Annotated in this window: 24 protein-coding genes; 8 read left to right on the top strand and 16 right to left on the bottom strand. The window is 70.6% G+C overall.

What is annotated here, in order from left to right:
* Nucleotides 1–10: 10 nt before the first annotated feature.
* The 6 genes from ABH923_RS00630 to rplU all read right to left on the bottom strand — a co-directional run bounded on the left by ABH923_RS00630 (nt 11) and on the right by rplU (nt 4,699).
* The gene (locus tag ABH923_RS00630; RefSeq protein WP_370053086.1) at nt 11–253 is read right to left on the bottom strand and encodes a hypothetical protein; all 243 of its coding nucleotides are present in this window, start codon (nt 251–253) and stop codon (nt 11–13) included.
* A 71-nt stretch (nt 254–324) separates the two neighbouring features.
* A complete protein-coding gene (locus tag ABH923_RS00625) occupies nt 325–1,593 on the bottom strand; it encodes a glutamate-5-semialdehyde dehydrogenase (protein WP_370053084.1) in 1,269 nt (422 codons plus the stop codon).
* A 9-nt stretch (nt 1,594–1,602) separates the two neighbouring features.
* Nucleotides 1,603–2,451, bottom strand: coding sequence for a glutamate 5-kinase (gene proB, locus ABH923_RS00620; protein ID WP_370053082.1), 849 nt, complete (start codon nt 2,449–2,451; stop codon nt 1,603–1,605).
* A complete protein-coding gene (gene obgE, locus ABH923_RS00615) occupies nt 2,448–4,019 on the bottom strand; it encodes a GTPase ObgE (protein ID WP_370053080.1) in 1,572 nt (523 codons plus the stop codon). The genes proB and obgE overlap by 4 nt, the downstream gene beginning before the upstream one ends.
* An 82-nt stretch (nt 4,020–4,101) precedes the next feature.
* Entirely contained in the window at nt 4,102–4,359 is a 258-nt protein-coding gene (gene rpmA / locus ABH923_RS00610; RefSeq protein ID WP_369963520.1) for a 50S ribosomal protein L27, read from the bottom strand.
* Nucleotides 4,360–4,390: 31 nt separating this feature from the next.
* Nucleotides 4,391–4,699 carry a 50S ribosomal protein L21 gene (rplU, locus tag ABH923_RS00605; RefSeq protein WP_370053078.1) on the bottom strand — a complete coding sequence of 103 codons (309 nt, stop codon included), beginning with the start codon at nt 4,697–4,699 and terminating at the stop codon, nt 4,391–4,393.
* Nucleotides 4,700–4,958: 259 nt separating this feature from the next.
* Here rplU and ABH923_RS00600 point away from each other — a divergent pair, with 259 nt between their 5' ends.
* Nucleotides 4,959–5,234 (top strand): DUF4031 domain-containing protein, encoded by a 276-nt coding sequence (locus ABH923_RS00600; protein WP_370053076.1) that lies wholly within the window; start codon nt 4,959–4,961, stop codon nt 5,232–5,234.
* A gap of 31 nt (nt 5,235–5,265) precedes the next feature.
* Here the strand turns inward: ABH923_RS00600 and ABH923_RS00595 are convergent, their stop codons facing one another.
* Nucleotides 5,266–7,800, bottom strand: coding sequence for an Rne/Rng family ribonuclease (locus ABH923_RS00595; protein ID WP_370053074.1), 2,535 nt, complete (start codon nt 7,798–7,800; stop codon nt 5,266–5,268).
* A 316-nt stretch (nt 7,801–8,116) separates the two neighbouring features.
* On the opposite strand from ABH923_RS00595, the gene ABH923_RS00590 reads away from it, so the two are divergent.
* A complete protein-coding gene (locus ABH923_RS00590; RefSeq protein ID WP_370053073.1) occupies nt 8,117–8,761 on the top strand; it encodes a vitamin K epoxide reductase family protein in 645 nt (214 codons plus the stop codon).
* 66 nt (nt 8,762–8,827) lie between these two features.
* On the opposite strand, the gene ndk is transcribed toward ABH923_RS00590, so the two are convergent.
* The 5 genes from ndk to ABH923_RS00565 all read right to left on the bottom strand — a co-directional run bounded on the left by ndk (nt 8,828) and on the right by ABH923_RS00565 (nt 15,284).
* Nucleotides 8,828–9,250, bottom strand: a complete 423-nt coding sequence (gene ndk / locus ABH923_RS00585) for a nucleoside-diphosphate kinase (protein ID WP_370053072.1) — start codon at nt 9,248–9,250, stop codon at nt 8,828–8,830.
* A complete protein-coding gene (locus tag ABH923_RS00580; RefSeq protein ID WP_345839211.1) occupies nt 9,247–9,633 on the bottom strand; it encodes a DUF4233 domain-containing protein in 387 nt (128 codons plus the stop codon). The genes ndk and ABH923_RS00580 overlap by 4 nt, the downstream gene beginning before the upstream one ends.
* Nucleotides 9,630–10,997 (bottom strand): folylpolyglutamate synthase/dihydrofolate synthase family protein, encoded by a 1,368-nt coding sequence (locus ABH923_RS00575; protein WP_370053071.1) that lies wholly within the window; start codon nt 10,995–10,997, stop codon nt 9,630–9,632. The genes ABH923_RS00580 and ABH923_RS00575 overlap by 4 nt, the downstream gene beginning before the upstream one ends.
* On the bottom strand, nt 10,994–14,395 hold the full coding sequence (ileS, locus tag ABH923_RS00570; RefSeq protein ID WP_370053069.1) for an isoleucine--tRNA ligase: 3,402 nt from the start codon (nt 14,393–14,395) through the stop codon (nt 10,994–10,996). Before ileS ends, ABH923_RS00575 begins: the two co-directional genes overlap by 4 nt.
* Before the next feature lie 235 nt (nt 14,396–14,630).
* Nucleotides 14,631–15,284 carry a TetR/AcrR family transcriptional regulator gene (locus ABH923_RS00565; protein WP_370053067.1) on the bottom strand — a complete coding sequence of 218 codons (654 nt, stop codon included), beginning with the start codon at nt 15,282–15,284 and terminating at the stop codon, nt 14,631–14,633.
* Nucleotides 15,285–15,330: 46 nt separating this feature from the next.
* On the opposite strand from ABH923_RS00565, the gene ABH923_RS00560 reads away from it, so the two are divergent.
* The 5 genes from ABH923_RS00560 to ABH923_RS00540 all read left to right on the top strand — a co-directional run bounded on the left by ABH923_RS00560 (nt 15,331) and on the right by ABH923_RS00540 (nt 20,698).
* Complete coding sequence (locus tag ABH923_RS00560; protein ID WP_370053065.1) at nt 15,331–16,698, top strand: MFS transporter; 1,368 nt, start codon at nt 15,331–15,333, stop codon at nt 16,696–16,698.
* 140 nt (nt 16,699–16,838) lie between these two features.
* Entirely contained in the window at nt 16,839–19,448 is a 2,610-nt protein-coding gene (gene valS / locus ABH923_RS00555) for a valine--tRNA ligase (RefSeq protein ID WP_370053063.1), read from the top strand.
* Nucleotides 19,445–19,891: a GNAT family N-acetyltransferase gene (locus ABH923_RS00550; protein ID WP_370053061.1), complete on the top strand. Its 447-nt coding sequence runs from the start codon at nt 19,445–19,447 to the stop codon at nt 19,889–19,891. Before valS ends, ABH923_RS00550 begins: the two co-directional genes overlap by 4 nt.
* 70 nt (nt 19,892–19,961) lie before the next feature.
* The gene (locus tag ABH923_RS00545; protein ID WP_370053059.1) at nt 19,962–20,432 is read left to right on the top strand and encodes an N-acetyltransferase family protein; all 471 of its coding nucleotides are present in this window, start codon (nt 19,962–19,964) and stop codon (nt 20,430–20,432) included.
* Nucleotides 20,432–20,698 carry a hypothetical protein gene (locus ABH923_RS00540; protein WP_345839219.1) on the top strand — a complete coding sequence of 89 codons (267 nt, stop codon included), beginning with the start codon at nt 20,432–20,434 and terminating at the stop codon, nt 20,696–20,698. Before ABH923_RS00545 ends, ABH923_RS00540 begins: the two co-directional genes overlap by 1 nt.
* Before the next feature lie 20 nt (nt 20,699–20,718).
* Here the strand turns inward: ABH923_RS00540 and ABH923_RS00535 are convergent, their stop codons facing one another.
* The 4 genes from ABH923_RS00535 to ABH923_RS00520 all read right to left on the bottom strand — a co-directional run bounded on the left by ABH923_RS00535 (nt 20,719) and on the right by ABH923_RS00520 (nt 23,759).
* Nucleotides 20,719–20,904, bottom strand: a complete 186-nt coding sequence (locus tag ABH923_RS00535; protein WP_370053056.1) for a hypothetical protein — start codon at nt 20,902–20,904, stop codon at nt 20,719–20,721.
* Nucleotides 20,901–22,199: an MFS transporter gene (locus ABH923_RS00530; protein ID WP_370053054.1), complete on the bottom strand. Its 1,299-nt coding sequence runs from the start codon at nt 22,197–22,199 to the stop codon at nt 20,901–20,903. The genes ABH923_RS00535 and ABH923_RS00530 overlap by 4 nt, the downstream gene beginning before the upstream one ends.
* Nucleotides 22,196–22,852 carry a helix-turn-helix domain-containing protein gene (locus ABH923_RS00525; protein WP_370053052.1) on the bottom strand — a complete coding sequence of 219 codons (657 nt, stop codon included), beginning with the start codon at nt 22,850–22,852 and terminating at the stop codon, nt 22,196–22,198. Before ABH923_RS00525 ends, ABH923_RS00530 begins: the two co-directional genes overlap by 4 nt.
* A gap of 100 nt (nt 22,853–22,952) precedes the next feature.
* A complete protein-coding gene (locus ABH923_RS00520; RefSeq protein WP_370053050.1) occupies nt 22,953–23,759 on the bottom strand; it encodes a methyltransferase domain-containing protein in 807 nt (268 codons plus the stop codon).
* 76 nt (nt 23,760–23,835) lie between these two features.
* Here ABH923_RS00520 and ABH923_RS00515 point away from each other — a divergent pair, with 76 nt between their 5' ends.
* Nucleotides 23,836–25,875: a M3 family metallopeptidase gene (locus ABH923_RS00515; RefSeq protein ID WP_370053048.1), complete on the top strand. Its 2,040-nt coding sequence runs from the start codon at nt 23,836–23,838 to the stop codon at nt 25,873–25,875.
* Nucleotides 25,876–25,909 lie beyond the last annotated feature (34 nt).

Genomic DNA, 25,909 nt, shown 5'->3' with positions numbered 1-25,909 from the left:
CGGTGAGGCCTCAGTGCCCCTGGGTCGGGTGACCGGTGCCGTGGTGGGTGGCGCCGGGGGCTGCGGCGTGCGACGCGGCGTCGGGCGCCGAGCGGTGGGCGTGGCGGTTGGCCACGTCGCGGAAGCTGAACATGACACCGAGCAGGACCAGGAAGGTGACGATCGCGATCGTGCCGTAGGCCCAGGTGGGCATGGGCAGGTCGACGTGGGTCTCCGCGGCGGCCGCGGCGATGATGGTCGTCAACTGGGACATCGGTGGTGTTCCTTTCGGGCGCTGTGGTGAAGGCGCGGTGGCGCGAGGCCGTTTCTCAGTCTAGCGGTCGTTCAGCCGCGGATCTGGCCGGACCCGCGCACGATCCACTTGGTGCTCGTCAGCTCGGGCAGCCCCATCGGGCCGCGCGCGTGCAGCTTCTGGGTGGAGATGCCGACCTCCGCGCCGAAGCCGAACTCGCCGCCGTCGGTGAACCGGGTGGAGGCGTTGACCATGACGACCGCCGAGTCGACCTCCGCGAGGAAGCGGTCGGCGTTGCCGAGGTCGTTGGTGACGATCGCCTCGGTGTGCTGCGTGGAGTACCGGCGGATGTGGGCGATCGCGGCGTCCAGGTCGTCCACGACCCGCACCGAGATGTCGAGGCTCATGTGCTCCGTCGCGTAGTCCTCGTCCGTCACCGGGACGCCGCCGGGGGCGTACGCCAGCGCGGTCTCGTCGGCGTGGATGGTGACGCCGGCCTCCGCCAGCGCGCCGAGCACGGCGGGCAGCAGGCGCGCAGCCGCGTTCCGGTGCACCAGCAGGGTCTCCACGGCGTTGCAGACGCTGGGACGCTGGACCTTGGCGTTGCGGACGATGTCGATCGCCCAGTCCTCGCGCGCGCTCTCGTCCAGCACGATGTGGACGACGCCGGCGCCGGTCTCGATCACCGGGACGCTCGACTGCGTGACGACGGCCTGGATGAGGTCCGCGCTCCCCCGCGGGATCAGCACGTCGACCAGGCCGCGGGCGCGCATCAGCTCGGCGGCTCCGTCGCGGCCGAACTCGTCGATGGTCTGCGCGGCGTCGGCGGGGAGGCCGGCGCTCGCCAGGGCGTCGCGGACGACTTCCACGAGCACGGCGTTGGTGTAGAGCGCCGCGGTGCCGCCGCGCAGGACGACGGCGTTGCCGCTCTTGATCGCGAGCGACGCGATGTCGATGGTGACGTTCGGCCTGGCCTCGTAGATCGCGCCGACCACGCCGAACGGCACGCGCGTCTGGGCGATCTTCACGCCGTTCGGGAGGTCGCTGCCGCGCACCACCTGACCGACAGGGTCGGTGAGTCCGACGACCTCCAGCACCGCGTCCGCGAGGCCCTGCAGCCGGGCCGGGGTCAGCGTGAGCCTGTCGAGAAGGCCGGCGGAGAGCCCGTTCTCACGCCCGTTGGCGAGGTCGAGCTCGTTGGCGGCGAGGATGCTCTGCTCGGCCGCGACGACACCGTCGGCGATCGCTCGCAGCGCCGCGTTCTTCTGCTCGGTTGTCGCCGTCGCCAGCGGCAGCGACGCGGCCTTGGCCGCACTCAGGCGATCGGCGAGCGAAGTGGGGGCGGCGACAGTCGAGGACATGGGTCAAGTCTAGGCTGTGGCGGGCTCCGCGGCCTCGGGGTCGTGCGCCGGAGCGGGGGCCGCCACGGCGTCCGAGCTCGGCGCCGGCGCGAACCAGGTGCCGACGGTCTCGCCGCGCAGCGCCTCCGCCACGAGGGTCGTCGCCGTGAGGATGACGGCCGTCCCCCGTTCGGCGGCCTGGCGCGCGGCCGACACCTTGGTCAGCGCTCCCCCGGTTCCGACCCCGGACAGCCCGGTGGAGCCGATCTCGACGCCGGCGAGCTCGTCCTGCCAGCCGACGTGCCGGATGCGCTCGGCGCCGGGCTCCTGCGGAGGCTTCGTGTAGAGCGCGTCCACATCCGAGAGCAGCACGAGGAGGTCGGCCTCCACCAGCAGCGCCACCAGCGCGGCGAGCCGGTCGTTGTCGCCGAACCGGATCTCGTGGGTGGCCACGGTGTCGTTCTCGTTGACGATGGGCAGGATGCGCAGGTCGAGCAGCCGCTCCATCGCGCGCTTGGCGTTGCTGCGGTGGGTCGGGTTCTCCATGTCCCCCGCGGTGAGCAGCACCTGCCCCGCCACGATCTCGTAGCGATCCAGGCTGTCCTGGTACCGGTAGATGAGCACGTTCTGGCCGACGGCGGCGGCCGCCTGCTGGGTGGCCAGGTCGGTGGGGCGGCCATCGAGCGAGAGGTACGGGATGCCGGTGGCGATCGCGCCGGAGGACACCAGGATGACCTGCGAGCCGCGACCGTGGGCCTCGGCGAGGGCGTCGACGAGCGGGCCGATCTGCCCCGCGTTGTCGCCGCTGATCGACGACGAGCCGACCTTGACGACGATCCGTCGGGCGGTGGGGACCTGGGCGCGCTCGTCGATCGTCATTCCTTGCCCGTCCTGCCTTCCGCCTCACCCCGGGATCCGGAGTCCTGGCCGTCGTAGTCGTCGTAGTCGTCGTCCTGCCAGAGCCCGGCCTCCTTCTCGCGGAGCAGCTCGGCACGGGCCTCGGCCTTGCCGTCCATCCGCTCGAAGTACTCCTCGCGGCGTTGGTTGCGGGTGGGGCGCGCACTCGCGTCGATGCGCACGTCCGTGCCGCGCGGCGAGGCGATCAGCTCAGCCGTCGAGGTCAGCGTGGGCTCCCAGTCGAAGACCACGCCGTTGTCGCGGCCGATCACGACCGTGGAGCCGGCCACGGCGCCCGCGGTGAACAGGCGGTCCTCGACGCCCAGCTTGGCGAGCCGGTCGGCCAGGTAGCCGACGGCCTCGTCGTTGGCGAAGTCGGTCTGGGCGACCCAGCGCTCGGGCTTCGCACCGAGGATGCGGTAGACGGGGCCGTCCGATCCGCCCTCGACCTTGACGGTGAAGCCGGCCTCGTTCACGGCCTTGGGCCGGATGACGATGCGGGGACGGATCTCCGCCTCGGCCGCCTCGGCCGCACGGGACTCCTCCACCAGCTCGGCCAGCGCGAACGACAGAGCGCGCAGGCCCTCGTGGCTGACGCTGGAGATCTCGAACACGCGGTAGCCGCGCGCCTCCAGGTCCGGACGCACGAACTCGGCCAGCTCCCGCCCCTCTGGAACGTCGATCTTGTTGAGCGCGATGAGCTGCGGTCGCTCCAGGAGCGGCACCTGCCCCTCGGGCACCGGATAGGCGGCCAGTTCGCCGCGGATGACCTCCAGGTCGGTCAGCGGGTCGCGGCCGGGCTCCAGCGTGGCGCAGTCGAGCACGTGCAGGAGGGCGGAGCAGCGCTCGACGTGGCGCAGGAACTCCAGTCCGAGGCCTCGGCCCTCGCTCGCGCCCTCGATCAGGCCGGGGACGTCGGCGACCGTGTAGCGCACGTCGCCGGCCTGGACGACGCCGAGGTTCGGGTGCAGCGTGGTGAACGGGTAGTCCGCGATCTTCGGCTTGGCCGCCGAGAGCGCGGCGATCAGGCTGGACTTGCCCGCGGACGGGTAGCCCACGAGCGCGACGTCGGCGACGGTCTTCAGCTCGAGGAGGACGTCGCCCTCCCAGCCCGGCGTGCCGAGCAGCGCGAATCCGGGCGCCTTGCGCTTGGTGGTGGCGAGCGCGGCGTTGCCGAGTCCGCCGAGACCGCCGGCGGCGGCGACGAAGCGCATGCCGGGCTCGTCCAGGTCGACGAGCTCCTGGCCGTCGGCCGACTTGACCACGGTGCCGACCGGGACGAGGAGTTCCAGCTCGCCGCCGGTGGTCCCGCTGCGGTGGTCGCCCATCCCGAAACCGCCGTTGTCGCTGGAGCGGTGCGGTGCGCGGTGGTAGCCGAGCAGGGTGGTGACCTGCGGGTCGGCCACGAGGACGATGTCGCCGCCGTTCCCGCCGTTGCCGCCATCGGGGCCGGCGAGAGGCTTGAACTTCTCGCGGCGGACCGAGACGCACCCGTTTCCGCCGTTGCCCGCGCGCAGATGCAATGTCACGCGGTCCACGAACGTGGCCATGGGTGCTCCTCTAGATCGGTGAAACGACGGATGGGCGGGCCGAAGCCCGCCCATCCGTGGAAGTGCTGTCGTGGGGTGAGGCTCAGGCCTCGACGGCCACGATGTTGACGACCTTGCGGCCGCCCTTGGTGCCGAACTCGACCGCGCCGGCCTCCAGGGCGAACAGCGTGTCGTCGCCACCGCGGCCGACGTTGGCGCCCGGGTGGAAGTGCGTGCCGCGCTGGCGGACAAGGATCTCGCCGGCGTTGACGGTCTGGCCGCCGAAGCGCTTCACGCCGAGACGCTGCGCGTTGGAGTCACGACCGTTGCGAGTGGAACTCGCGCCCTTTTTGTGTGCCATCTCTTCTTCTCCTCGAGAGGTTCTCTGTCGGCTACTTGATGCCGGTGATCTTGACGCGCGTGAGCTCCTGACGGTGGCCCTGGCGCTTCTTGTAGCCGGTCTTGTTCTTGAACTTCTGGATGTGGATCTTCGGGCCGCGCAGGTCGTCGAGGACCTCGGCGGTCACCTTCACCTTGGCGAGGGACTTCGCGTCGGAGGTGATCTTGTCACCGTCGACGAGCAGGACAGCGGCCAACTCGACGTTGCCGTCCTTGTCGGCCTTGATGCGGTCCATCGTCACGATGGTGCCGACCTCGACCTTCTCCTGCCGGCCACCGGCGCGCACAACTGCGTAAACCACTTTCACGTACCTTTTCGTCGGGGACCAGTTCCCCCGGCGATGCCGTGGACCTGTCCTGCTCTTGTTTGTTCAGGGAGTTACTGGCGAGCTCTCGCCCGCCGATGGCGGCGGGTGGCTCTCAGAAAACCGTGGAGGTGTACCAGGCTACCGGCACACACCAACGGTCAACTTTACCCGACGCCGCACGACCCGTCAATTCAGCGAGGGGGCGTCGAGACCGACCGGAACCCTGGACGGGACCGGTTCCTACAATCATTGTATGACGGTCCTGATCGATCCCCCGGCATGGCCCGCCCACGGCATGTTGTGGTCGCACCTGGTCAGCGACTCTTCGCTGGACGAGCTGCACGCGTTCGCCGCCGCGGCGGACATCCCGGCGCGCGCGTTCGACCTCGACCACTACGACGTTCCTGACCGCCGCTACGACGAGCTCGTGGCGGCGGGAGCGGAGGCGGTCGGCGGCAAGGAGCTGGTCGCCCGGCTCATCGCCAGCGGCTTGCGCGTGCGGGCGCGCGACCGCGTGCGCCGTCACTGACCGGGTCGGCGACGGCGCACGGGAGACGGTCTCAGTCCTCGCGCTGGTCCCCGGCGATCTGGCCGCCGGTGATGACGGCCGTGCTCGCACGGCGGCTGCCACGGCGACCCTGGCCCGGCGCCTTCGGCTGCGGGAGGGAGTCCAGCACGGAGTCGAGCAGCAGCTCGGTCTCCACCGCCGTCGCGACCGGAGCGTGAACCGCAGGAGCGGTCGGCTCGGGGAGCTCGATCATCGGGAAGTCCAGGTGCGGGTGCTCGTCGGCCGCCGGAGCGGACTGCTGCGCAGCCACCGGCTCGGCGGGAGCCTCGGCGGCCGCGGCCGGGGTCTCGGCCGGACGCTGCTCGTCGCGCGGGCCCTTGCCCTTGCGGCGGCGCTTCTTGGGCGCAGCGTCCGCGGCAGGCGTCTCGGCAGCGGGTGCGGCGGCCGGGGCGGCCTCCCCGTCCTGGTGCGGCTGGCCCTCGTGGTGCGGATGGATCGTCGAGGCCGCGATCTGTGCGAGCGCGTTCTTGGCGTCGTCGGTGATCGCGTGCGTGCCGCTGGTGTGCGGCGCGCCGGCCTGCTGCTGGCCTCCGCCATTGCCGTTGCCGTTGCCGTTCGTGTTGCCGCCACGGCCGCGACGGCGCTCGCTCTGCGGCTGCTGCGGCTGGCGGTGCTTCACGACCGGGTCGTGGTGCACGATCACGCCGCGGCCGGCGCAGACCTCGCAGGCCTCGCTGAAGGTCTCCAGGAGGCCGAGGCCGAGCTTCTTGCGGGTCATCTGGACGAGACCGAGCGAGGTGACCTCCGCCACCTGGTGCTTGGTCCTGTCGCGGCTCAGGCACTCGATGAGGCGGCGCAGCACCAGGTCGCGGTTCGACTCCAGCACCATGTCGATGAAGTCGACGACGATGATGCCGCCGATGTCGCGCAGCCGGAGCTGGCGGACGATCTCCTCCGCGGCCTCCAGGTTGTTCTTGGTGACCGTCTCCTCCAGGTTGCCGCCGGAACCGACGAACTTGCCGGTGTTGACGTCGACCACGGTCATGGCCTCTGTGCGGTCGATGACCAGCGAGCCGCCGGAGGGCAGCCAGACCTTGCGCTCCAGCGCCTTCTCGATCTGCTCGGTGATGCGGAACTCGTCGAACGCGTCGCGGTCGCCCGTGTAGGCCTCCACACGGTCGATCAGGTCGGGGGCGACCTGGCGCAGGTAGCTCTCGATCGTCTGGCGCGCGTCGTCGCCGGCGATGACCAGCTTCTGGAAGTCCTCGTTGAAGACGTCGCGGATGATCTTGATCAGGAGGTCGGGCTCGCTGTGCAGGAGCGCGGGCGCCTGCTGCGTCTCGACCTGGCGGCTGATGTCCGCCCACTGCGCGGTGAGCCGGGTGACGTCGAGGGTGAGCTGCTCTTCGGTGGCGCCCTCGGCGGCCGTGCGCACGATGACGCCGGCGCTCTCCGGGAGCACCTCCTTGAGGATCTTCTTGAGGCGCGAGCGCTCGGTGTCGGGCAGCTTGCGGCTGATCCCGTTCATCGAGCCGTTCGGCACGTACACGAGGTAGCGGCCGGGCAGCGAGATCTGGCTGGTCAGGCGCGCGCCCTTGTGGCCGACCGGGTCCTTGGTGACCTGGACGAGCACGCGGTCGCCCGCCTTGAGGGCGAGCTCGATGCGGCGCGGCTGGTTGCCGGTCTCGACGGCGTCCCAGTCGACCTCGCCGGAGTACAGCACGGCGTTGCGGCCGCGGCCGATGTCGACGAAGGCCGCCTCCATGCTGGGCAGCACGTTCTGCACGCGGCCGAGGTAGACGTTGCCGATGAGTGACGCCTCCTGCGAACGGGCGACGTAGTGCTCGACCAGGACCTTGTCCTCGAGCACGCCGATCTGGATCCGGCCGCCCTTCGAGCGGACGACCATCTGCCGGTCGACGGACTCGCGGCGCGCCAGGAACTCCGCCTCGGTGATGACCGGGCGGCGGCGCCCGGCGTCGCGGCCGTCGCGGCGGCGCTGCTTCTTGGCCTCCAGGCGGGTCGAGCCCTTGACCTTCTGCGGCTCGGTGATCAGCTCCGGCTCGCGCGGCGTGCGGACCTTGACGACGGTGTTCGCCGGGTCGTTCGCCTCGGTGCGGCCGTTCTCGCCCGCACGGCGGCGCGAGCGGCGGCGCATCGTTCCGGTCGGCTCCTCGTCCGGGAGCGGGGGCAGCGGAAGGATGTCAGGGGCCTGGAACAGCAGCGTCGTCGGCGGCAGGCCGGGGATGACGGCGCCGGCCGCCTCCAGCTCGTCGTCGTGGCGCTCGGGCAGCGCGGGGGGCTCGTGGCCGTCGGCGGCGAGCGTCGCCACGTCGACCGCGGACTCCGGGGAGGCGACGGTCGCTGCGGGCACGTCGGTCGCGGCCGGGGCGGACTCCTCGACGGCGTCCACCTGCTCCGCGACGACCTCCTGCTCGGCGATCTCCCGCTCACCGGCGAACACCGGCGTCTCGGCGGTCCCGGCAGGACGGGTCACCCGTCTGCTGCCGAAGATGCCCCGGCGCCTGCGTCCTCCCGTTCCCTGATCGTTGCTGTTCGTGCTGTCGATATTCTCGTTTTCCACCATCGCTGGTGCACTCCTCGACCGGTGGCGGCAACCCGCTCGCCGGGTACTCTCCGTCGGAGGCGCCGCTCGGCGCCTGCCGTAATCCTGGCTCGGACTGCCGGTGCTCGTGGCACCTGCGTCCGGCTCTCCCTTGTCTTGTGCCGGCCTGCACGGCCGGCTTCTCATTCGGGCGCACCTGGCGCCCTCAAGCCTTCTGTTCGGTCGGCCGGCGTGCTGCCGGGACGACTTATCCAATGATTATCGCATGTCGGGGGCCGTGGACCGGCGCAACCCGCGTTCACAGAACGGGCGCGCCGCGTCATGCCATAATCCGACTGTGCCTGCCTCGAAGACCGCGACCGCCGACCAGACGACCGATCACGCTCCCGTGGCGTACCGCCGCCCGACCGCACTCGCGATCTTCCTGATCGTCGCCGGCCTCATCGGCTTCTGGGCCGCGTTCATGCTGACCCAGGACAAGTTCCACCTGCTCGAGAACCCGCACGCCCAGCTCTCCTGCAATTTCAACGTGCTCGTCGGTTGCGCCAAGAACCTGAACTCGTGGCAGGGCTCCCTCCTCGGTTTCCCGAACCCGCTCCTCGGCCTGGCCGGCTGGACGGCGACCATCGCGGTCGGCGTCGGGCTGTTCGCCGCCGGGCGCTTCGCCCGCTGGTATTGGATCGCGTTCAACGTCGGCGTCGTGCTCGCCCTGGTGCTGGTGATCTTCCTCATCACCGAGTCGCTGACCGTGCTCAATGTGCTCTGCCCCTGGTGCATGGTCACCTGGACGGTCACCATCCCGACCTTCTGGGCTGTGACGCTCTACAACCTCAAGGAGGGGCACATCCCCGTGCCCGAGCGTGCGCGCCGGTTCTTCGGCACGCTCTACAGCTGGGTGCCGCTGATCACGATCGTCAGCTACGCGATCGTCGCGGTGCTGGCTCAGATCCAGCTCGACTGGATCCACCGCGCGTTCGTCTGATCCGCTCGAACACGCAGAACGGCTCCCGACCATGAGGTCGGGAGCCGTTCTCGTCGGGATCGGCGCTCAGTCGAACCAGAGCGCGAGCTCGCGCTGCGCCGACTCGGGCGAGTCGGAGCCGTGCACCAGGTTCTGCTGCACCTTGAGGCCCCAGTCGCGGGCCAGGTCGCCGCGGATCGTGCCGGGCAGCGCGGTGGTCGGGTCCGTCGCGCCGGCGAGCGAGCGGAAACCCTCGATCACGCGGTTGCCCGCGACGCGCAGGGCGACGACGGGGCCGGACTCCATGAACTCGACGAGCGGCTCGTAGAAGGGCTTGCCCTCGTGCTCGGCGTAGTGCTTGGCGAGCAGCTCGCGGTCGGCCTGCAGCATGCGGAGGTCGACGAGCGAGTAGCCCTTGGCCTCGATGCGGCGCAGGATCTCGCCCGTGAGGTTGCGGGCGACTCCGTCGGGCTTGACGAGGACGAGGGTCTCTTCGACGGCGGTGGTCATCTGGTCTCCGTTCGGTTGTTCCGGTCGATGTTGTTCCGGTCGATGCGGGAGGCGACGATCATGCAGTAGGTCCACATGGCCGTGAAGATCGCCCCCACGATGAAGAAGGCGGGCTGGAGGAAGCCGGCGGCGACGACGAGGAGCTGGACGATCCAGCCGAGGACGACGCCGACGCGATTCCGCATGAGCCCGATGGCCGCGATCATCAGCACGACGACGAGCGCTCCCCCGCCGAGCGCGGCCCAGGCAGGCAGGGCGTTCAGCCCGAAGAGCACGAGCGCGCCGAGGAAGACCACGATCAGCTCGAAGCCGAGCACGATCGAGCCGAGGCTCTCGCGCAGGGAGCGCTGCCGGCGGGCGCGCGGCTGCTTGGCGTCGCTCACGCGGTCGCGTCCTTCCAGCCCTGCTCGTCGGCGTACGCCATCGCGGCGCCGACCAGCACGATGGAGCCGGTGACGACCACGGCGCGGCGCGGTTCCTCGCCTGCCCACTCGCGGGCGGCCTCCAGGGCGTCCAGGCCGTCGCTGTAGACGATCGTCGCCTCGTCGCCGGCCTCCTCGCGCACGATGTCGCCGAGGTCGTCGGCGGGCAGGGCGCGGTCGGACGCGGGCTCCGTCACGAAGAACTGCGACGCGACCGGGGTGAGGGCGCGGATGACCCCGCGGGCGTCCTTGTCGCCCAGGCTGCCGACCACGAACGTGAGCTCGTCGAAGTCGAAGTACCGGCGCATGGCGTCCGCGAGGGTCGCGGCGCCCGCCGGGTTGTGGGCGGCGTCGACCAGGATGGTCGGCTCCACTCCGATGAGCTGGAGGCGGCCGGGCGAGGTCGCGGTGGCGAAGCCCTCCTCCACCAGGTCCGTCTTGAGCGGCTGGGTGCCACGGCCGAGGAAGGTCTCGACCGCCGCGATCGCCACCGCGGCGTTCTGCGCCTGGTGGTCGCCGTAGAGCGGGAGGAAGACGTCCTCGTAGGTGGCCGCGCGGCCGCGCACGGTGACGAGCTGTCCGCCCACGGCGACCTGCGTGCTCACCACGTCGAACGCCTGCGGCTGGGCCGCGAGGGTCGACTCGGTGAGCCGGGCGGCCTCCTCGAGCTCGGTCATGGCCTCCGGGGCCTGCGCCGAGGTCACGACGTCGGCGGACGGCTTGATGATGCCCGACTTGGTGCGCGCGATCTCGCGCACCGTGTTGCCGAGCTGCTTGGTGTGGTCGAGCGAGATGGGGGTGAAGACCGCCACCTGGCCGTCGCCGACGTTGGTGGAGTCCCACTCGCCGCCCATTCCGACCTCGATCACGGCGACGTCGACCGGGGCGTCGGCGAAGGCGGCGAACGCCAGCGCGGTCAGCGCCTCGAAGAAGGTCAGCGGCGCCTTGCCCTGCTCGGCCAGCTCGGCGTCGACGATCTCCAGGTACGGGCGGACGTCCTCCCAGTTGCTCACCAGGGCCTCGTCGGTGATCGGCACGCCGTCGATCATGATTCGCTCGTTGAAGCGCACCAGATGCGGGCTGGTCAGCAGTCCGGTTCGGAGGCCGTAGGCGCGCAGGATGCTCTCGGCGATGCGGCTGGTCGAGGTCTTCCCGTTCGTCCCGGTGATGTGGATGATCGGGTACGCCCGCTGCGGGTCGCCGAGCAGTTCGACGGCGCGGCGGGTCGCGTCCAGGCGGCGCTCCGGGGCGCCCTCGCCGACGCGGGCGAGGAGCGCCTGGTAGACGGCCTCGGCCTCCTCGCGCAGGTCGTCGTCGTCGGTCATCGGGTCACCTCCACCTTCGTCACGCCGACCGTGAACCGGCCCGCGTTCGCATACAGCCCTGCGGCGAAGTCCTTGCTGAAGTCGTCGCGGCCGTCGCCGGCGCGGTCGCCCGCCGAGACGAACTCGAACGCCAGTGCCAGGGTCTCGGCCGCGATGTCGACGGCCTCGCCCGCGAGCGCGATGGCCGCCACGTCGTCGTCGTGCTCGAACGCGACGCTCAGCTCGATCCGGTCGCTCACGTCGAGCCCGGCGGCCTTGCGGGTGTCCTGCACTGCGCGGATGACGTCCCGCGCCAGGCCCTCGGCCTCCAGCGCCGGCGTCGTGGCCGTGTCGAGGAGGACGAAGCCGCCGCCGGGCAACAGTGCCAGCGCCGAGGTGGCCTCGTCGTCGGCCTGAGCGGTCTCCAGGACCAGCTCGTACTCGCCTGCGACCAGCTCCACACCGCCCACGGTAACGACTCCGTCGTGCTCCGACCAGTCGCCGGCTCGGGCGGCCTGGATGACCTGCTGCACCTGCTTGCCGAGCCGCGGTCCCGCGGCGCGGGCGTTCACGGTCAGCTTGCTGGTGATGCCGTAGGCGTCCGCGCTGTCGTCGGCGAGCTCGACCAGCTCGACTGTCTTGACGTTGAGCTCGTCGCGCAGGATGCCCTCGAACGGCCGCAGGGCGTCCGCGCCGGCCGCGACCACGGTCAGCGAGGCGAGCGGCAGGCGGACGCGGCGGCCGGACTGCTTGCGCAGCGAGAGCACGGTCGAGCTGATCGCGCGGATGCGGTCCATCGCGTCGACGAGCGCGTCGTCGGCCGGGAACTCGGCCGCCTCCGGCCAGTCGGCGAGGTGCACGCTGCGGCCTCCGGTGAGGTCCTTCCAGATGCGCTCGCTGATCAGCGGGAGCAGCGGGGCGGCAACCCGGGTGAGGGTCTCCAGCACCGTGTAGAGGGTGTCGAACGCCTCGGCGCCCGAACCGTCCTCGGCCACGCCGGTCCAGAACCGGTCACGCGAGCGGCGCACGTACCAGTTGGTCAGCACGTCGGCGAAGTCGCGCAGCTTGGCCGCGGCCAGCGTCGAGTCGAGCCCCTCCAGGTCGGCGGTCACGGCCTCCACGAGGTCGCGCGTCTTGGCGAGAAGGTAGCGGTCGAGCACGTCGGTGGACGCGGTCGATCGGGTCGCCTCGTAGCCGGTGGCGTTCGCGTATAGCGAGAAGAAGTACCACGTGCTCCACAGCGGCAGCAGCACCTGGCGGACGCCCTCGCGGATGCCCTCCTCCGTCACGATGAGGTTGCCGCCGCGCAGCACGGGACTCGACATCAGGAACCAGCGCATCGCGTCGGAGCCGTCGCGGTCGAAGACCTCGTTCACGTCCGGGTAGTTGCGCAGCGACTTGGACATCTTCTGGCCGTCGCTGCCGAGCACGATGCCGTGCGAGATCACGTTCGTGAACGCAGGCCGGTCGAACAGCGCGGTGCCGAGCGTGTGCAGTAGGTAGAACCAGCCGCGGGTCTGCCCGATGTACTCCACGATGAAGTCGGCCGGGTTGTGGCTGTCGAACCAGTCATGGTTCTCGAACGGGTAGTGCACCTGGGCGAACGGCATCGAGCCGGAGTCGAACCAGACGTCGAGAACGTCCGGGATGCGGCGCATGGTCGAGCGTCCGGACGGGTCGTCCGGATTCGGCCGGGTGAGCTCGTCGATGAACGGGCGGTGCAGGTCGGGCTCGCCCGCAGCGTTGACCGGCAGCCTGCCGAAGTCGCGCTCCAGCTCCTCCAGGGAGCCGTAGACGTCGACGCGCGGGAACTCCGGGTCGTCGCTCTTCCACACCGGGATCGGCGAGCCGAAGTAGCGGTTGCGCGACACCGACCAGTCGCGGGCGCCGGCGAGCCACTTGCCGAACTGGCCGTCCTTGACGTTCTCCGGCACCCAGTTGATGCCCTGGTTCAGCTCCACCATGCGGTCGCGGAACTCGGTGACGCGCACGAACCAGCTCGACACCGCCTTGTAGATCAGCGGGTTGCGGCAGCGCCAGCAGTGCGGGTACGAGTGCTCGTAGCTCGCCTGGCGCAGCAGCCGGCCGTCCTCGCGCAGCAGCGTGGTCAGCGGCTTGTTCGCCTCGAAGACCTGGAGGCCGGCGACGTCCTGCACCTCGGCGAGGAACCGCGCGCCGTCGTCCACCGAGATGATCACGGGGATGCCGGCCGCCTCGCAGACGCGCTGGTCGTCCTCGCCGTAGGCGGGCGCCTGGTGGACGATGCCGGTGCCGTCCTCGGTGGTCACGTAGTCGTCGACGAGGATCTGCCACGCGTTCTGCGTGCCGAACTTCTCGGTGTCGGCGTAGTAGTCCCAGAGCCGGTCGTAGGTGACGCCCTCCAGCTCGCGGCCGCGGACGGTGCGGCTGACCGCCTCGCGCGCGGCCTCCGGGGAGCCGTAGCCGAGGTCCTTCGCGTAGTTGCCGACGAGATCGACCGCCAGGAGGTACTCGCCGCTCAGCGAGTCCTCCTCGCGCAGCCCGGCGCTGTGCCGGCCGCTCGCGCGCCCGTGCACGTCCGCTGCGCCGTTGGGTCCGGCGGGGACGACCGCGTACTCGATGTCCGGCCCGACGACGAGCGCCAGGTTGGTCGGCAGAGTCCACGGCGTCGTCGTCCAGGCCAGGGCCCGGACGCCGGTGAGGCCCAGGGCCTCCGCCTTCGCGCCGGTCAGCGGGAATGTGACCGTGACGGTCTGGTCCTGACGCATCTTGTAGACGTCGTCGTCCATGCGCAGCTCGTGGTTCGACAGCGGGGTCTGGTCGCGCCAGCAGTACGGGAGGACGCGGTGGCCCTCATACGCCAGCCCCTTCTCGTGGAGCTGCTTGAACGCCCAGATCACGGACTCCATGTAGGAGGTGTCGAGCGTCTTGTAGTCGTTGTCGAAGTCCACCCAGCGCGCCTGGCGGGTGACGTACTCCTGCCACTCGCGCGTGTAGCGCAGCACCGAGTCCTTCGCGGCCTGGTTGAAGGCGGCGAGGCCCATCTCCTCGATCTGGCTCTTGTCGGTGATGCCGAGCTGCCGCTCCGCCTCCAGCTCGGCCGGGAGCCCGTGGGTGTCCCACCCGAACCGGCGCTCGACCTTCTTGCCGCGCATCGTCTGGAAGCGCGGGAAGACATCCTTTGCGTAGCCCGTCAGCAGGTGGCCGTAGTGCGGGAGGCCGTTGGCGAACGGCGGGCCGTCGTAGAAGACCCACTCCGGCGCGCCCTCGCGGTTCTCGACGGACGCGCGGAAGGTGCCGTCCTCGGCCCAGAAGGCGAGGACGTCGGTCTCGATCTCCGGGAAGGCCGGGGAGGGCGTGACGTCCTGGGGGCGGCGCTGCTCGGCGTCGGGTCCCGTGGGCTCGGGCGCACCGTCCGGTGCGGACTTGGGGTACGGCATCTCTCTCCTGGCAGTCGTCATCTGCACGAGGACGCCGGACGCTTGCACGCCCGTCGCGGTACCACCCCGCTTGCCCCCTCCGCCTGCGGCGCCGGATGAAGCCTCTCGTTCTGCGGCTGTGACGGGCCTGCCCCGTTCGGTTCTAGTGAGCGGGCGAGGGCCCGCCGTTCTTCCGAAGACTCGCCGGTGATGGCCGGGTCGACGTCGTTCGCACCATTCTATCCGGTGATCGGCGCTATTCGGACCCGAAGGCGGTCGCGTAGCCGGCGCAGACCGGCTCGACCGCCGCGCGCACCAGCGGCGCCAGCGGCCCGCGCCGCACGCCCGCCCGCGCCCAGACGCCCGCGGCCGCCACCGCCGCCCCGACCACCGCCGTCGCGGCGGCGCGCGGAAGCAGTCCGTCCGGGTCCTCCCCCGCCCGGCGCGCGATCGCCGCGGCGACCAGCCGGACGACCGCGAGGAAGCGCGGCAGCGCGGAGGCCTGGAGCTCGGCGTCGGTGCCCATCAGTTCGACCTGTGTCACGGCGAGCGGCAGCCGATCGGGGCCGAAGCCCTCCGCGAGCCGGACCACGGCCTCCCGGACGGCGGCCATCGGCTCCACGTCGTCGTCGGCCTCGGCCAGCATGGCGGGGAACGCCGCGAGCGACTCATCCACCTCCAGCCACAGCAGGTCGCTCTTGGCGGCGAAGTAGTTGAAGAACGTGGCCCGGCTGACCCCTGCGCGGCGGGCGATGTCGTCGACGGTGGTGCCGGCGTAGGTCTGTTCCAGGAACAGCTCGCCCGCGGCCTCCGCGAGCATCCCGCGGGACGACGCCCGCGGGCGCCCGGGCTGCACGGGCTGTGCCGTCAGCTTGGAATGGTGCGGCGTCACGATGCGTTGTCTCCTCACGCCTAATATTGGACCCGGTTCAAATACCCCCGTCAGAAGGACACCAGTGACCTCCACCCCCACGCTCGCGGTCAACGAGACCGATCGCCCTGGCATCACGCCGGGCACCGCTCGCCGCGTCGCCATCGCATCGTTCGTCGGGACCTCCCTCGAATCGTACGACTTCTACCTCTATGCGTACTTCGCCGCGTTCTTCGTCGGCCCGCTGTTCTTCACCCCGTTGGGCGCCTTCGGCGGCGTCCTCGCCGGCTTCCTGGCCATCGCCGCGGGCTTCGTGATCCGCCCGGTCGGCGCGGTGGTCTTCGGCCACCTGGGCGACCGTATCGGCCGGCGGCCGGTGCTGCTCATGACGATCCTCCTGATGGGGATCTCCACCGGCCTCGTCGGCCTCCTGCCGACCTATGCGGCCGCCGGCTGGTTCGGCGGCGTGGCGCTCATCGTCCTGCGTCTCGTGCAGGGCCTGTCGCTCGGCGGCGAGTGGGGCGGCTCCATCCTGCTGGCGACCGAGTACGCCAACCCGAAGCGCCGCGGCTTCTACGCCGCGCTCCCCCAGCTCGGATCGCCGGTCGGCTCCATCCTGAGCGCCGTCGTCTTCATCGTCCTGACGCTGACCATGTCGCCGGCGGACATCGCCTCGTGGGGCTGGCGCATCCCGTTCCTCACGGCGTTCCCGCTGCTGCTGGTCTCCCTCTACCTGCGCTGGTCGATCGATGAGACGCCGGTGTTCCGCAAGCTCATCGAGACCGGCCGGCGCGACCGCTTCCCGGTCCTCGACGTCTTCACCAAGGCCCCGGTCGCGTTCGTCATCGCGATCGGCACCGCCGTGCTCGGCATCGGCTCCTACTCGCTGATGAACACCTACATGGTCGACTACGGCACCGCCGTGCTCGGGTTCAAGTTCCAGGACCTGCTCGTAGCGACCACGATCGGCGGCCTCCTCCAGCTCGTCACGATCCCGCTGTTCGGGCTGTGGGCGGCGAAGATCGGCTCGGCCCGCGTCGTCGCCATCGGCGCGATCGGCACGCTCGTCGTCGCGTTCCCGATGTACTTCCTGCTGCAGAGCGCGTCGTTCGGCGTGCTCGTCGCCAGCATGATCATCGGCGGCATCCTGCCCACCCTGTCGTGGGCGGGCCTCGGCGGGCTGATGTCCGACCTGTTCCCGAGCCCGATCCGCTACAGCGCGCTCTCGGTCGCGTACAGCGTCGCGGCGCTGGTCACCTCGTTCGTGCCGACGCTGACGCTGGTGTTCGGGCAGGCCGTCCACAACGCGTGGTGGCACCCGGGTGTGGTCCTCGCGGTCATGTCGATCATCACGCTGGTCGCCGCGTGGGCTGCCGCCCGCCGCACGCCGATCATCGACGAGGGCACCACCGACGCCCAGACCATAGAGGCCGTGGAAGCCGCAGCAGCCTGACCCGCGAAGGGCACGTCGTTGTCACTTCCCGCGCCCGGAAGTGACAACGACGTGCCCTTCGGCGTGCTCCGGTACGCTTTAAGGGATCCCTACACTCAGGCACCCCTGACGCGGTGCCGCACATATTGAATCGGAGAGCCATGACCGCCGCGAACCCCGTGCCCGACAAGCCAGCACTCGAAGGCCTGGAGGCCGTCTGGGGCGGTCGCTGGCAGCAGGACGGCACCTTCGAATTCGATCGGGACGGCGCCCTCGCCGCCGGCCGCGCCGCGATCTACTCGATCGACACCCCGCCGCCCACGGCCTCCGGCTCGCTCCACATCGGGCACGTGTTCAGCTACACGCACACCGACATCGTCGCCCGCTTCCAGCGCATGCGCGGCAAGCGCGTCTTCTACCCGATGGGCTGGGACGACAACGGCCTGCCCACCGAGCGGCGCGTCCAGAACTACTACGGCGTGCGCTGCGACCCGTCACTCCCGTACGAGGCCGACTTCGTGCCGCCGTTCGAGGGCGGCGACAACAAGAGCGCCAAGGCAGCCGACCAGAAGCCGATCTCGCGCCGCAACTTCATCGAGCTGTGCGAGCGGCTGACCGTGGAGGACGAGAAGCAGTTCGAGGCGCTCTGGCGCACACTCGGGCTCTCCGTCGACTGGTCGCAGACCTACCGGACCATCGGCCGCGAGGCGCTGCACACCTCGCAGCTCGCCTTCGTCCGCAACGTCGCCCGCGGCGAGGCGTACCAGGCGCTCGCTCCCACGCTGTGGGACATCACCTTCCGCACCGCCGTCGCCCAGGCCGAGCTGGAGGACCGCGAACAGCCGAGCGCGTACCACCGGGTCGGCTTCCACGGCGCCGACGGCCCCATCTACATCGAGACCACCCGTCCCGAGCTGCTGCCCGCGTGCGTGGCGCTCGTGGCGCACCCGGACGACGAGCGATACCAGCCGCTGTTCGGCACGACGGTGCGCACCCCGGTCTTCGGCGTCGACGTGCCCGTGGTCGCCCACCACCTCGCCCAGCCCGACAAGGGCACCGGCATCGCCATGATCTGCACCTTCGGCGACATCACCGACGTGACCTGGTGGCGCGAGCTCGACCTCCCGAACCGGGCGATCATCGGCTTCGACGGCCGCATCCAGACCGAGCCGCCCGCGGCGATCGAGAGCCACGGTGGCCGGGAGGCCTATGCGCAGCTCGCCGGCAAGACCGTGTTCTCGGCCAAGCAGGCCGTGGTGGAGCTGCTGCGCGCCTCCGGCGACATGGTCGGCGAGCCGAAGGCCATCCAGCACCCGGTCAAGTTCTTCGAGAAGGGCGACAAGCCGCTCGAGATCGTCTCGACCCGCCAGTGGTACGTCAAGAACGGCGCCCGCGACGAGAAGCTGCGCGAGCGGCTCATCGAGCTCGGCCGAAGCCTCGACTGGCACCCCGACTTCATGCGCGTCCGCTACGAGAACTGGGTGAACGGGCTCACCGGCGACTGGCTGATCTCGCGCCAGCGCTTCTTCGGCGTGCCGATCCCGGTCTGGTACCCGCTCGACGGAGTCGGCAACCCGCTGTTCGACCAGCCGATCCTGCCCGCTGAGGACAACCTCCCTGTCGACCCGTCCTCCGACGCGGCGCCGGGGTTCCAGGAGTCGCAGCGCGGGCAGGCCGGCGGCTTCGTCGGCGAGCACGACGTGATGGACACCTGGATGACCTCCTCGCTGACCCCGCAGCTCGCGGGCGGCTGGGTGGACGACCCCGAGCTCTTCCAGACGGTCTACCCGTTCGACCTGCGCCCGCAGGGCCAGGACATCATCCGCACCTGGCTGTTCTCGACGGTGCTGCGCTCGCAGCTCGAGCACGGCGTCGCGCCGTGGTCCAACGCCGCGATCTCCGGCTTCATCGTCGACCCCGACCGCAAGAAGATGTCGAAGTCCAAGGGCAACGTCGTCACGCCGGCCGACATCCTGGAGAAGCACGGCTCCGACGCTGTGCGCTACTGGGCGGCGTCGTCGCGGCTCGGCACCGACGCGTCCTTCGACCCGCAGAACCCGACCCAGATCAAGATCGGCCGCCGCCTGGCGATCAAGCTGCTCAACGCGGCGAAGTTCATCCACGGCTTCGACGCCCCGGAGTCGCTCGACCTCGCCCAGGTGACCGCACCGCTCGACCGCAGCATGCTGCAGCAGCTCGCCGACGTGGTCACCGACGCCACCACCGCGCTCGAGAACTACGACCACGCCCGCGCACTGGAGACCGCAGAGACGTTCTTCTGGACGTTCTGCGACGACTACCTGGAGCTGGTCAAGGAGCGCGCCTACGGCGAGCACAATGACGCTCAGGTCTCCGCGGTGGTCGCCCTCCGCACGGCCCTGTCCGTGTACCTGCGCCTGTTCGCGCCTGTGCTGCCGTTCGCGTCCGAGGAGGCGTGGAGCTGGTCGGAGACCGGATCCGTGCACCTCGCGCCCTGGCCGCAGGCGGCAGAGGTCGCCGGGGACTGGGCCGCCACCCGCGCGGTCCTCACCGTCGTCGGCCGCGCGCTGACCGGCATCCGCGGCGCCAAGACGGCGGCCAAGGCCTCCCAGCGCACCCCCGTCGACTCGGCCGTCATCGGCGCTCCGACCGACGAGCTGGCGGCCATCGAGTCGGCCTCCGCCGACCTCGCTTCGGTGGGCAGAATCGCAGAACTGCGTTTCGTAGCAGCCGACACGCTCGAAGTGACCGATATCCTCCTTGCGCAGACGCTGACCGAGGAGGAACGATGACGGCTGACGTCCGGCGCGTGGAGGACAACGAGTTCTTCACCTGGCTCGACCTGTACGCCGGGTACGGCGAGTTCTACGAGACCCCCGTGACGGACGAGAAGGCCCTCCTCGTGTGGAGCTGGATCACCGACGCGGAGAACAGCCTCGAGGCCTACTTCGCGGTCGACTCGGAGGGCACCCCGATCGGCCTGGCGCACGTGCGCGAGTTCGCCCGTCCGCTCGACGGCAGCACCGGTCTCTACCTGGACGACCTGTTCGTCCTCCCGGACGCGCGAGGCGAGGGCGCGGGCACCGCGCTCCTCGAAAAGCTCCGCAGCCTGGCCCAGGAGCGCGGGCTGTCCGTGGTCCGCTGGATCACCGCGAAGGACAACCAGACGGCCCGCCGCCTCTACGATCGGATGGCGGAGAAGACGAAGTGGGTCACCTACGACCTCGTTCCCTGAACGGGTCCGCGATAGGGTCGATACGACTCCCGGACTCTCGAGCCGGGGAGCAAGGCGAACGGAGGGGCTGATGTCGACGGTAGTTCGGCCGGTCAAGGATGGCGACTTCTTCGCCTGGTTGGACCTGTACGCGAAGTACGCGGAGTTCTACGACACCGAGCTGACCGACCAGAGGGCGCTCGTCCTGTGGTCCTGGCTCAGCGACCCCGACCACGAGGAGCAGGGCTTCGTCGCCGTGGACGGCGACCGCATCGTCGGCCTCGCCAACGTGCGCGAGTTCGCCCGGCCGCTGGAAGGCGACCGCGGGCTCTTCCTCGACGACCTCTACGTGCTGGAGGACGAGCGCAGCAAGGGCGTCGGCCACCAGCTCATCGCGGCCGTCCGCGCCCTCGCGGAGGAGCGCCGCCTCGGCGTCGTGCAGTGGATCACCGCCAACGACAACGCCGACGCCCAGCGCGTCTACGACTCCGTCGCGAGCAAGACCGCGTGGGTCACCTACGAGATCGACCTCGCCGCCGCCCAGAACGCCGAGACCGCCTGATGCAGCTCGGAACCCGCTGGGCCGTGGGCGAGACCCCGCCGGCGAACCTCCCCGAGGTCGTGACCTACGCGGTCTCCACCGTCGAGGAGGAGCTGGCGGCCACCGACATCGAGACGGCGGGCTGGCGCTGGACGCTGACCTGGCTGGAAGGCAACCCGGTCGTCGAGCTCGACGACGGCACGATCATCCGCTACAACGCGCACGAGGACTCGGCCACGATCACGCAGGTGGTCGAGACCGAGCCCTCGGACTACGACGAGGCGTAGCGGGCCGGCGCTTCAGCGGGTCAGCGCGGGAGCTGCGGCAGCGTGCGCGCGGCCCGGTCGCGGGTCTGCTCGACGGTCGCGACGAGCTCGGCGTGACGGTGGTGACGGGCCGGCTGGCGCATCCCCCACGCGGTGAGGGCGCGACCGAGCCGGAGTGCTGCGCGGTGGCTGAACGGCCGGCGCACGGGCATGGCGATGGCGGTCATGATGCGGTTCCTTCCGGGATGGTCTGGACTTCTGGTGTCGAGTTCTCTGCTGTCGAGGTCTCAGCGGCCTGGCCGTAGCGGCCGGCGCTGAGCAGGAGGCGGGTGGCGATCAGGGCGAGCACCACCACGACCACGCCGCCGATGAGGAACGGCAGGCGGAGGTCGATGCGGGCGACGAAGCCGCCGAGCACGGTGGCGATCGGCGTCAGTCCCCAGCCGATGGTGCGGACGATCCCCATCGCCCGGCCGAGGATGGCGCCGGGCACGATCGCCTGCCGCAGCGCGCCCCACGGGACGTTCCACACTGCGACGCCGAAGGCGCCGAGCGCGTAGGCGAGGATGCCGGCCACCATGTTGCCGGTGAGCCCGACGCCGAGGAGGCCGAGGCCGCCGAGCAGCATCGCGACGTACATCACACGGCCACGGCCGAACCGGGTCACGAACCCGCTGGCGCTCAGCGCCCCGACGAGCGCGCCGGCGCCGACCACCGCGGTGACGACGCCGACCATCGACGGCGGCAGCGAGTAGGTCTGCAGGAGCAGCAGCACGACGCTGCCCTGCGCGAACGCCAGCGCTGACGCGGTGATCGACGTGAGCACGATCATCTTGCGCAGGAAGCGGTCGTCCCAGAGGAAGCGGACGACAGCGCCCATCCGCGGACGAGGAGCGGCCTCCACGCCCTCTCCGCCGAGCATGTGCGCACGCGCGGCCGCGACCGGGATGGTGAGGACGAGCAGCACGGAGATGAGGAAGCCGGCGCCGGTCAGCCAGAGCGGCAGCGCGATCGCGGCGGCGAACAGGAAGCCGGCGATCGGCGTCGCGATGAAGTTCTGCACCACGATCTCGGCGGACTGCATCCGCCCGTTCGCGCGGTCGAGCTGATCGCGGGTCACCAGGCTCGGCGTGACCGTGGTGGTCGCGTTGTCGAACACCGTCTCGCCGAGCCCGAAGGCCAGCACGCAGGCGTACAGGCTCCAGATGGTCAGCGCGTCGGTGGCGATGAGCAGTGCAACGACGGCGGCCACGGCGAAGCGGATGCCGTTGGCGACGGCCATCGCCGCCCGGCGGTCCACCCGGTCGAGCAGCATCCCGGCCGGGATGCCGAACAGCAGCCAGGGCAGGAAGGTCACGGCGGTCAGCCCGGCGATGAGCGCGGGGTCGTGGGTCAGCGTGGTGGCGATCAGCGGAACAGCCGTGCGGCCGATGCCGTCGGCGAGGTTGCTCGCGATGGCGGCGCTCCAGAGTCGGCCGAAGCCGTCGCCGAGGCGGGACTTCGCCATCGCCGGCGCGGTCATGGCCGCTGCTCCGTCGCGCTCGCCGCCCGGTGCTCCTGCTCGACCAGCGGGAACGCGTTGAACTGCGCCTGGATGCGCTTGCGCTCGCCGGCCGGCTCGGTCTTCCACTTCTCCTTGAGGCGGTTGAGCAGCTTGTAGTACTCGATGCCGAACTCGGCGAGCTGCTCGCGGGTCACCTCCAGGTGCGACGTCGACAGAGCCGCGGCCTCGGCCCACTCCGTCCCGAAGGTGTCGATTCCGCGGCGGAGGTAGGCGTTGAGCCGGCGCTCGTTGTTCTGCGCCCAGCTCAGCGAGATCTGCTCGGTGACCTCGCGGCCGGCCGGCGTCTCCAGCGTCTCCGGGCCGCCGATGGTGACGCCGCCCGGCGCCATCTTCCACCAGCGTTCGCGGCCGCTGCCGCGCTCGGTGTCCTCGATGATGATCTCGTGCTTGGCGAGCTGCCGGAGGTGGTAGCTGGTCGCCCCGCTCGACTCCCCCAGCCGTTCCGCCAGCATGGAGGCCGTGGCCGGTCCGAAGTCGGACAGTTCGTTCATGATCTCGACGCGCAGCGGGTGCGCGAGCGCCCGCAGGGCGGGCATGCCGAGGGACTCGAAGTGCGGCTCGTACTCGTCGGCCGCGGTCGGGTTCTCGGCGGTGGGGTCATCGGTGGACATGAGACCAGAGTAGCGATGCAAAGACTTCTTTGCAAGTACTTCTTTGCAACTGATCTTTTGCAATTGACTCTTTGCAAGAGAGTCTTTGCATGCGCCCCGCTCAGCCCCGCGCGATGATCTCCCCGTGCGGCATCCCATACCACCCGGACGCGTCGGCGGCCCACTCCAGCCAGGCCCGGGAGATCATGCCGAGCGTGTCCGCGTCCGCCACGCCCGTCTCCCGCGCCTGCGCTCCCCAGTCGGACTCCGTCACCCGCTCGCTCCAGAGCCCGCCCCACCAGCGCCGCTGCTCGTCGGACGCGAAGCACCACACCGACGCCGAGCTCGTCACGTCCGCGAAGCCCGCGTCCAGCGCCCAGGTGAGCAGGAACCAGCCGGCGAAGGGCTCGCCGCCGTTGCCGCGCTGCACGGCCTGGGTGATCCGCATCCACTCCGCCAGTCCGGGGAGCAGCGGAGCCCACATCGTGCCGCCCCAGTCCACGTCGCGCGCGACCACGAAGCCGCCAGGGCGTACGACCCGGCGGAACTCCCGCAGCGCCGCCACCGGGTCCGAGAGATGCTGGAGCACCTGATGCGCGTGGACCACGTCGAAGGAGCCGTCCGGGAAGTCGAGCTGGTATGCGTCGCCCACCGCGAACGACACGCCCGTCGCACCGCGTCGCCCCGCAGCCGCGCGGGCGTGCGCCACGATGTCTGCACTCCGGTCGACGCCGGTCACCGTGCCGGGCGCCACGCGCGCCGCGACGTCGAACGTGAGCGTGCCGGGGCCGCTGCCGACGTCGAGGACGGTCATCCCCGGGCGGAGCAGGCCGGCGAAGTAGGCGCCCGAATTGGCCAGATTCCGCCACTCGTGGGATCGGAGGACGCTCTCATGATGACCGTGCATATAGCGATCGGCGATCTTCATGGGGCCATCCTAGGTTCGGCCGCGACCGCCGCCGCGGCGTGCTGGATGAACATTTCGGTGCATCTAGGCTGAGGGCATGGCCGACACCTCGAACCCCTTCCTCTCGCCCAGCCCGCTCCCCTACCAGCTCCCGCCGTTCGCCGACATCCGGGACGAGCACTACCGTCCCGCCTTCGAGCAGGGCTTCGCGGAGCAGCTGACCGAGGTGGAGGCGATCGCGACCTCCCCGGACGAGCCGACCTTCGAGAACACGATGGTCGCGCTGGAGCGCTCCGGTCAGGTGCTGCAGCGCGTCGCCGAGGTGTTCTTCAACAAGAGCTCGTCCGACAGCACCGACTTCACCAATGCACTGGAGGAGGAGATCGCTCCCCTGCTCTCCGCTCACCAGGACGCCATCCGGCTGAACCCTGCGCTCTACGCGCGCCTCCAGTCGCTGCACGAGCGGCGCAACGACCTCGGGCTCGACCCGGAGGGCGTGTACCTGATCGAGCGCTACTTCACCGAGTTCACGCTCGCCGGCGCCGGGCTCGACGACGAGCAGAAGGAGCGCCTGCGCGATTACAACCAGCGCCTCTCCACGCTCACGACGCGCTTCGAGAAGAACCTGCTCGCCGACACCAACGACCTCGCCGTCGTGTTCGACTCGGCCGAGGAGCTGGACGGCCTCGGCGAGGGCGAGCTCTCGGCCGCGGCGGAGGCCGCCCGCGAGCGCGGACTCGACGGGAAGTACGTCGTCAGCCTCGTGCTGCCGACCGGCCACCCGTGGCTCGCAAGCCTCACCGACCGCCGCTCCCGCGAACGGATCATGGCGGCCTCGCGTTCCCGCGGCATCCGCGGCGGCGAGCACGACAACCGCGACCTGGTGCGGGAGATCACGCGCCTGCGCGCCGAGCGCGCCCGCCTGCTCGGCTTCGACACGCACGCCGCCTTCGTCACGGCGGACGAGACGGCGCGGACCCCGCAGGCCGTCGCCGACATGCTCGGCCGCCTCGCGCCTCCTGCCGCCCGCAACGCGCGCGCCGAGCAGGCCGACCTCCAGCAGCAGCTCGGTGACGGCGAGACAGTCGAGAGCTGGGACTGGGCCAAGCTCACCGACACGGTCCGGCAAGCGAAGTACGACGTCGACTTCTCGGCCATGCGGCCGTACTTCGAGGCGGAGCGCGTCCTGCACGACGGCGTCTTCCACGCGGCGACGAAGCTCTACGGCATCACCTTCGAGGAGCGGCCCGACCTGGTGGCCTACCACCCGGAGGCGCGCGTCTTCGAGGTGCGCAACGAGGACGGCTCCGGGCTCGGCCTCTACCTCCTCGACCTCTACACCCGCGACTCCAAGCGCGGCGGCGCCTGGATGAACCCGCTGATCTCGCAGTCCGAGCTGCTCGGCTACCCGACCGTCGTGGTCAACAACCTCAACGTGCCGAAGCCGGCGGCCGGCGAGCCGACACTGCTCACCTACGACGAGACCAACACGCTGTTCCACGAATTCGGGCACGCCCTCCACGGCCTGTTCGCGCGCGTGACCTACCCCAAGTTCGCCGGCACCAACGTCTTCCGCGACTTCGTCGAGTTCCCGAGCCAGGTGAACGAGATGTGGATGCTGTGGCCCGAGATCGTCTCCAACTACGCGGTGCACCACGAGACCGGCGAGCGGATGCCGCAGGAGCTCATCGACCGGCTGCACGCCTCCGAGTCGTTCAACGAGGGCTTCGCGACGAGCGAGTACCTGGCCGCCGCGCTGCTCGACCAGGCCTGGCACGCCATCACCGCCGACGACACCGTGACCGACGTCGCGGCGTTCGAGGCGGCGGCCCTCGCGGCGGTCGGACTCGACAATCCGGCCGTGCCGCCGCGCTACGCGAGCACCTACTTCGCGCACACGTTCTCCGGCGGCTACGACGCGGGCTACTACTCCTACATCTGGAGCGAGGTCCTCGACGCCGACACAGTGGAGTGGTTCAAGGAGAACGGCGGCCTCAGCCGCGCGAACGGCGACCGGTTCCGCAGCCGCCTGCTCGGCGTCGGCGGCTCGAAGGACCCGCTGGAGGCGTACCGCGACTTCCGCGGGCGCGATGCCGTCATCGAGCCTCTGCTGAAGCGCCGCGGCCTGGACGGCTGAGCCGGAACTAGACCTAGCCCCCTTCCCGCGCCGC

It is taken from the genome of Leifsonia sp. EB41 (assembly GCF_041262565.1).
GTDB lineage: Bacteria > Actinomycetota > Actinomycetes > Actinomycetales > Microbacteriaceae > Leifsonia.
Note: the sequence above shows the minus strand (reverse complement) of the source record. Positions and strands in the feature narration are given on the sequence as shown.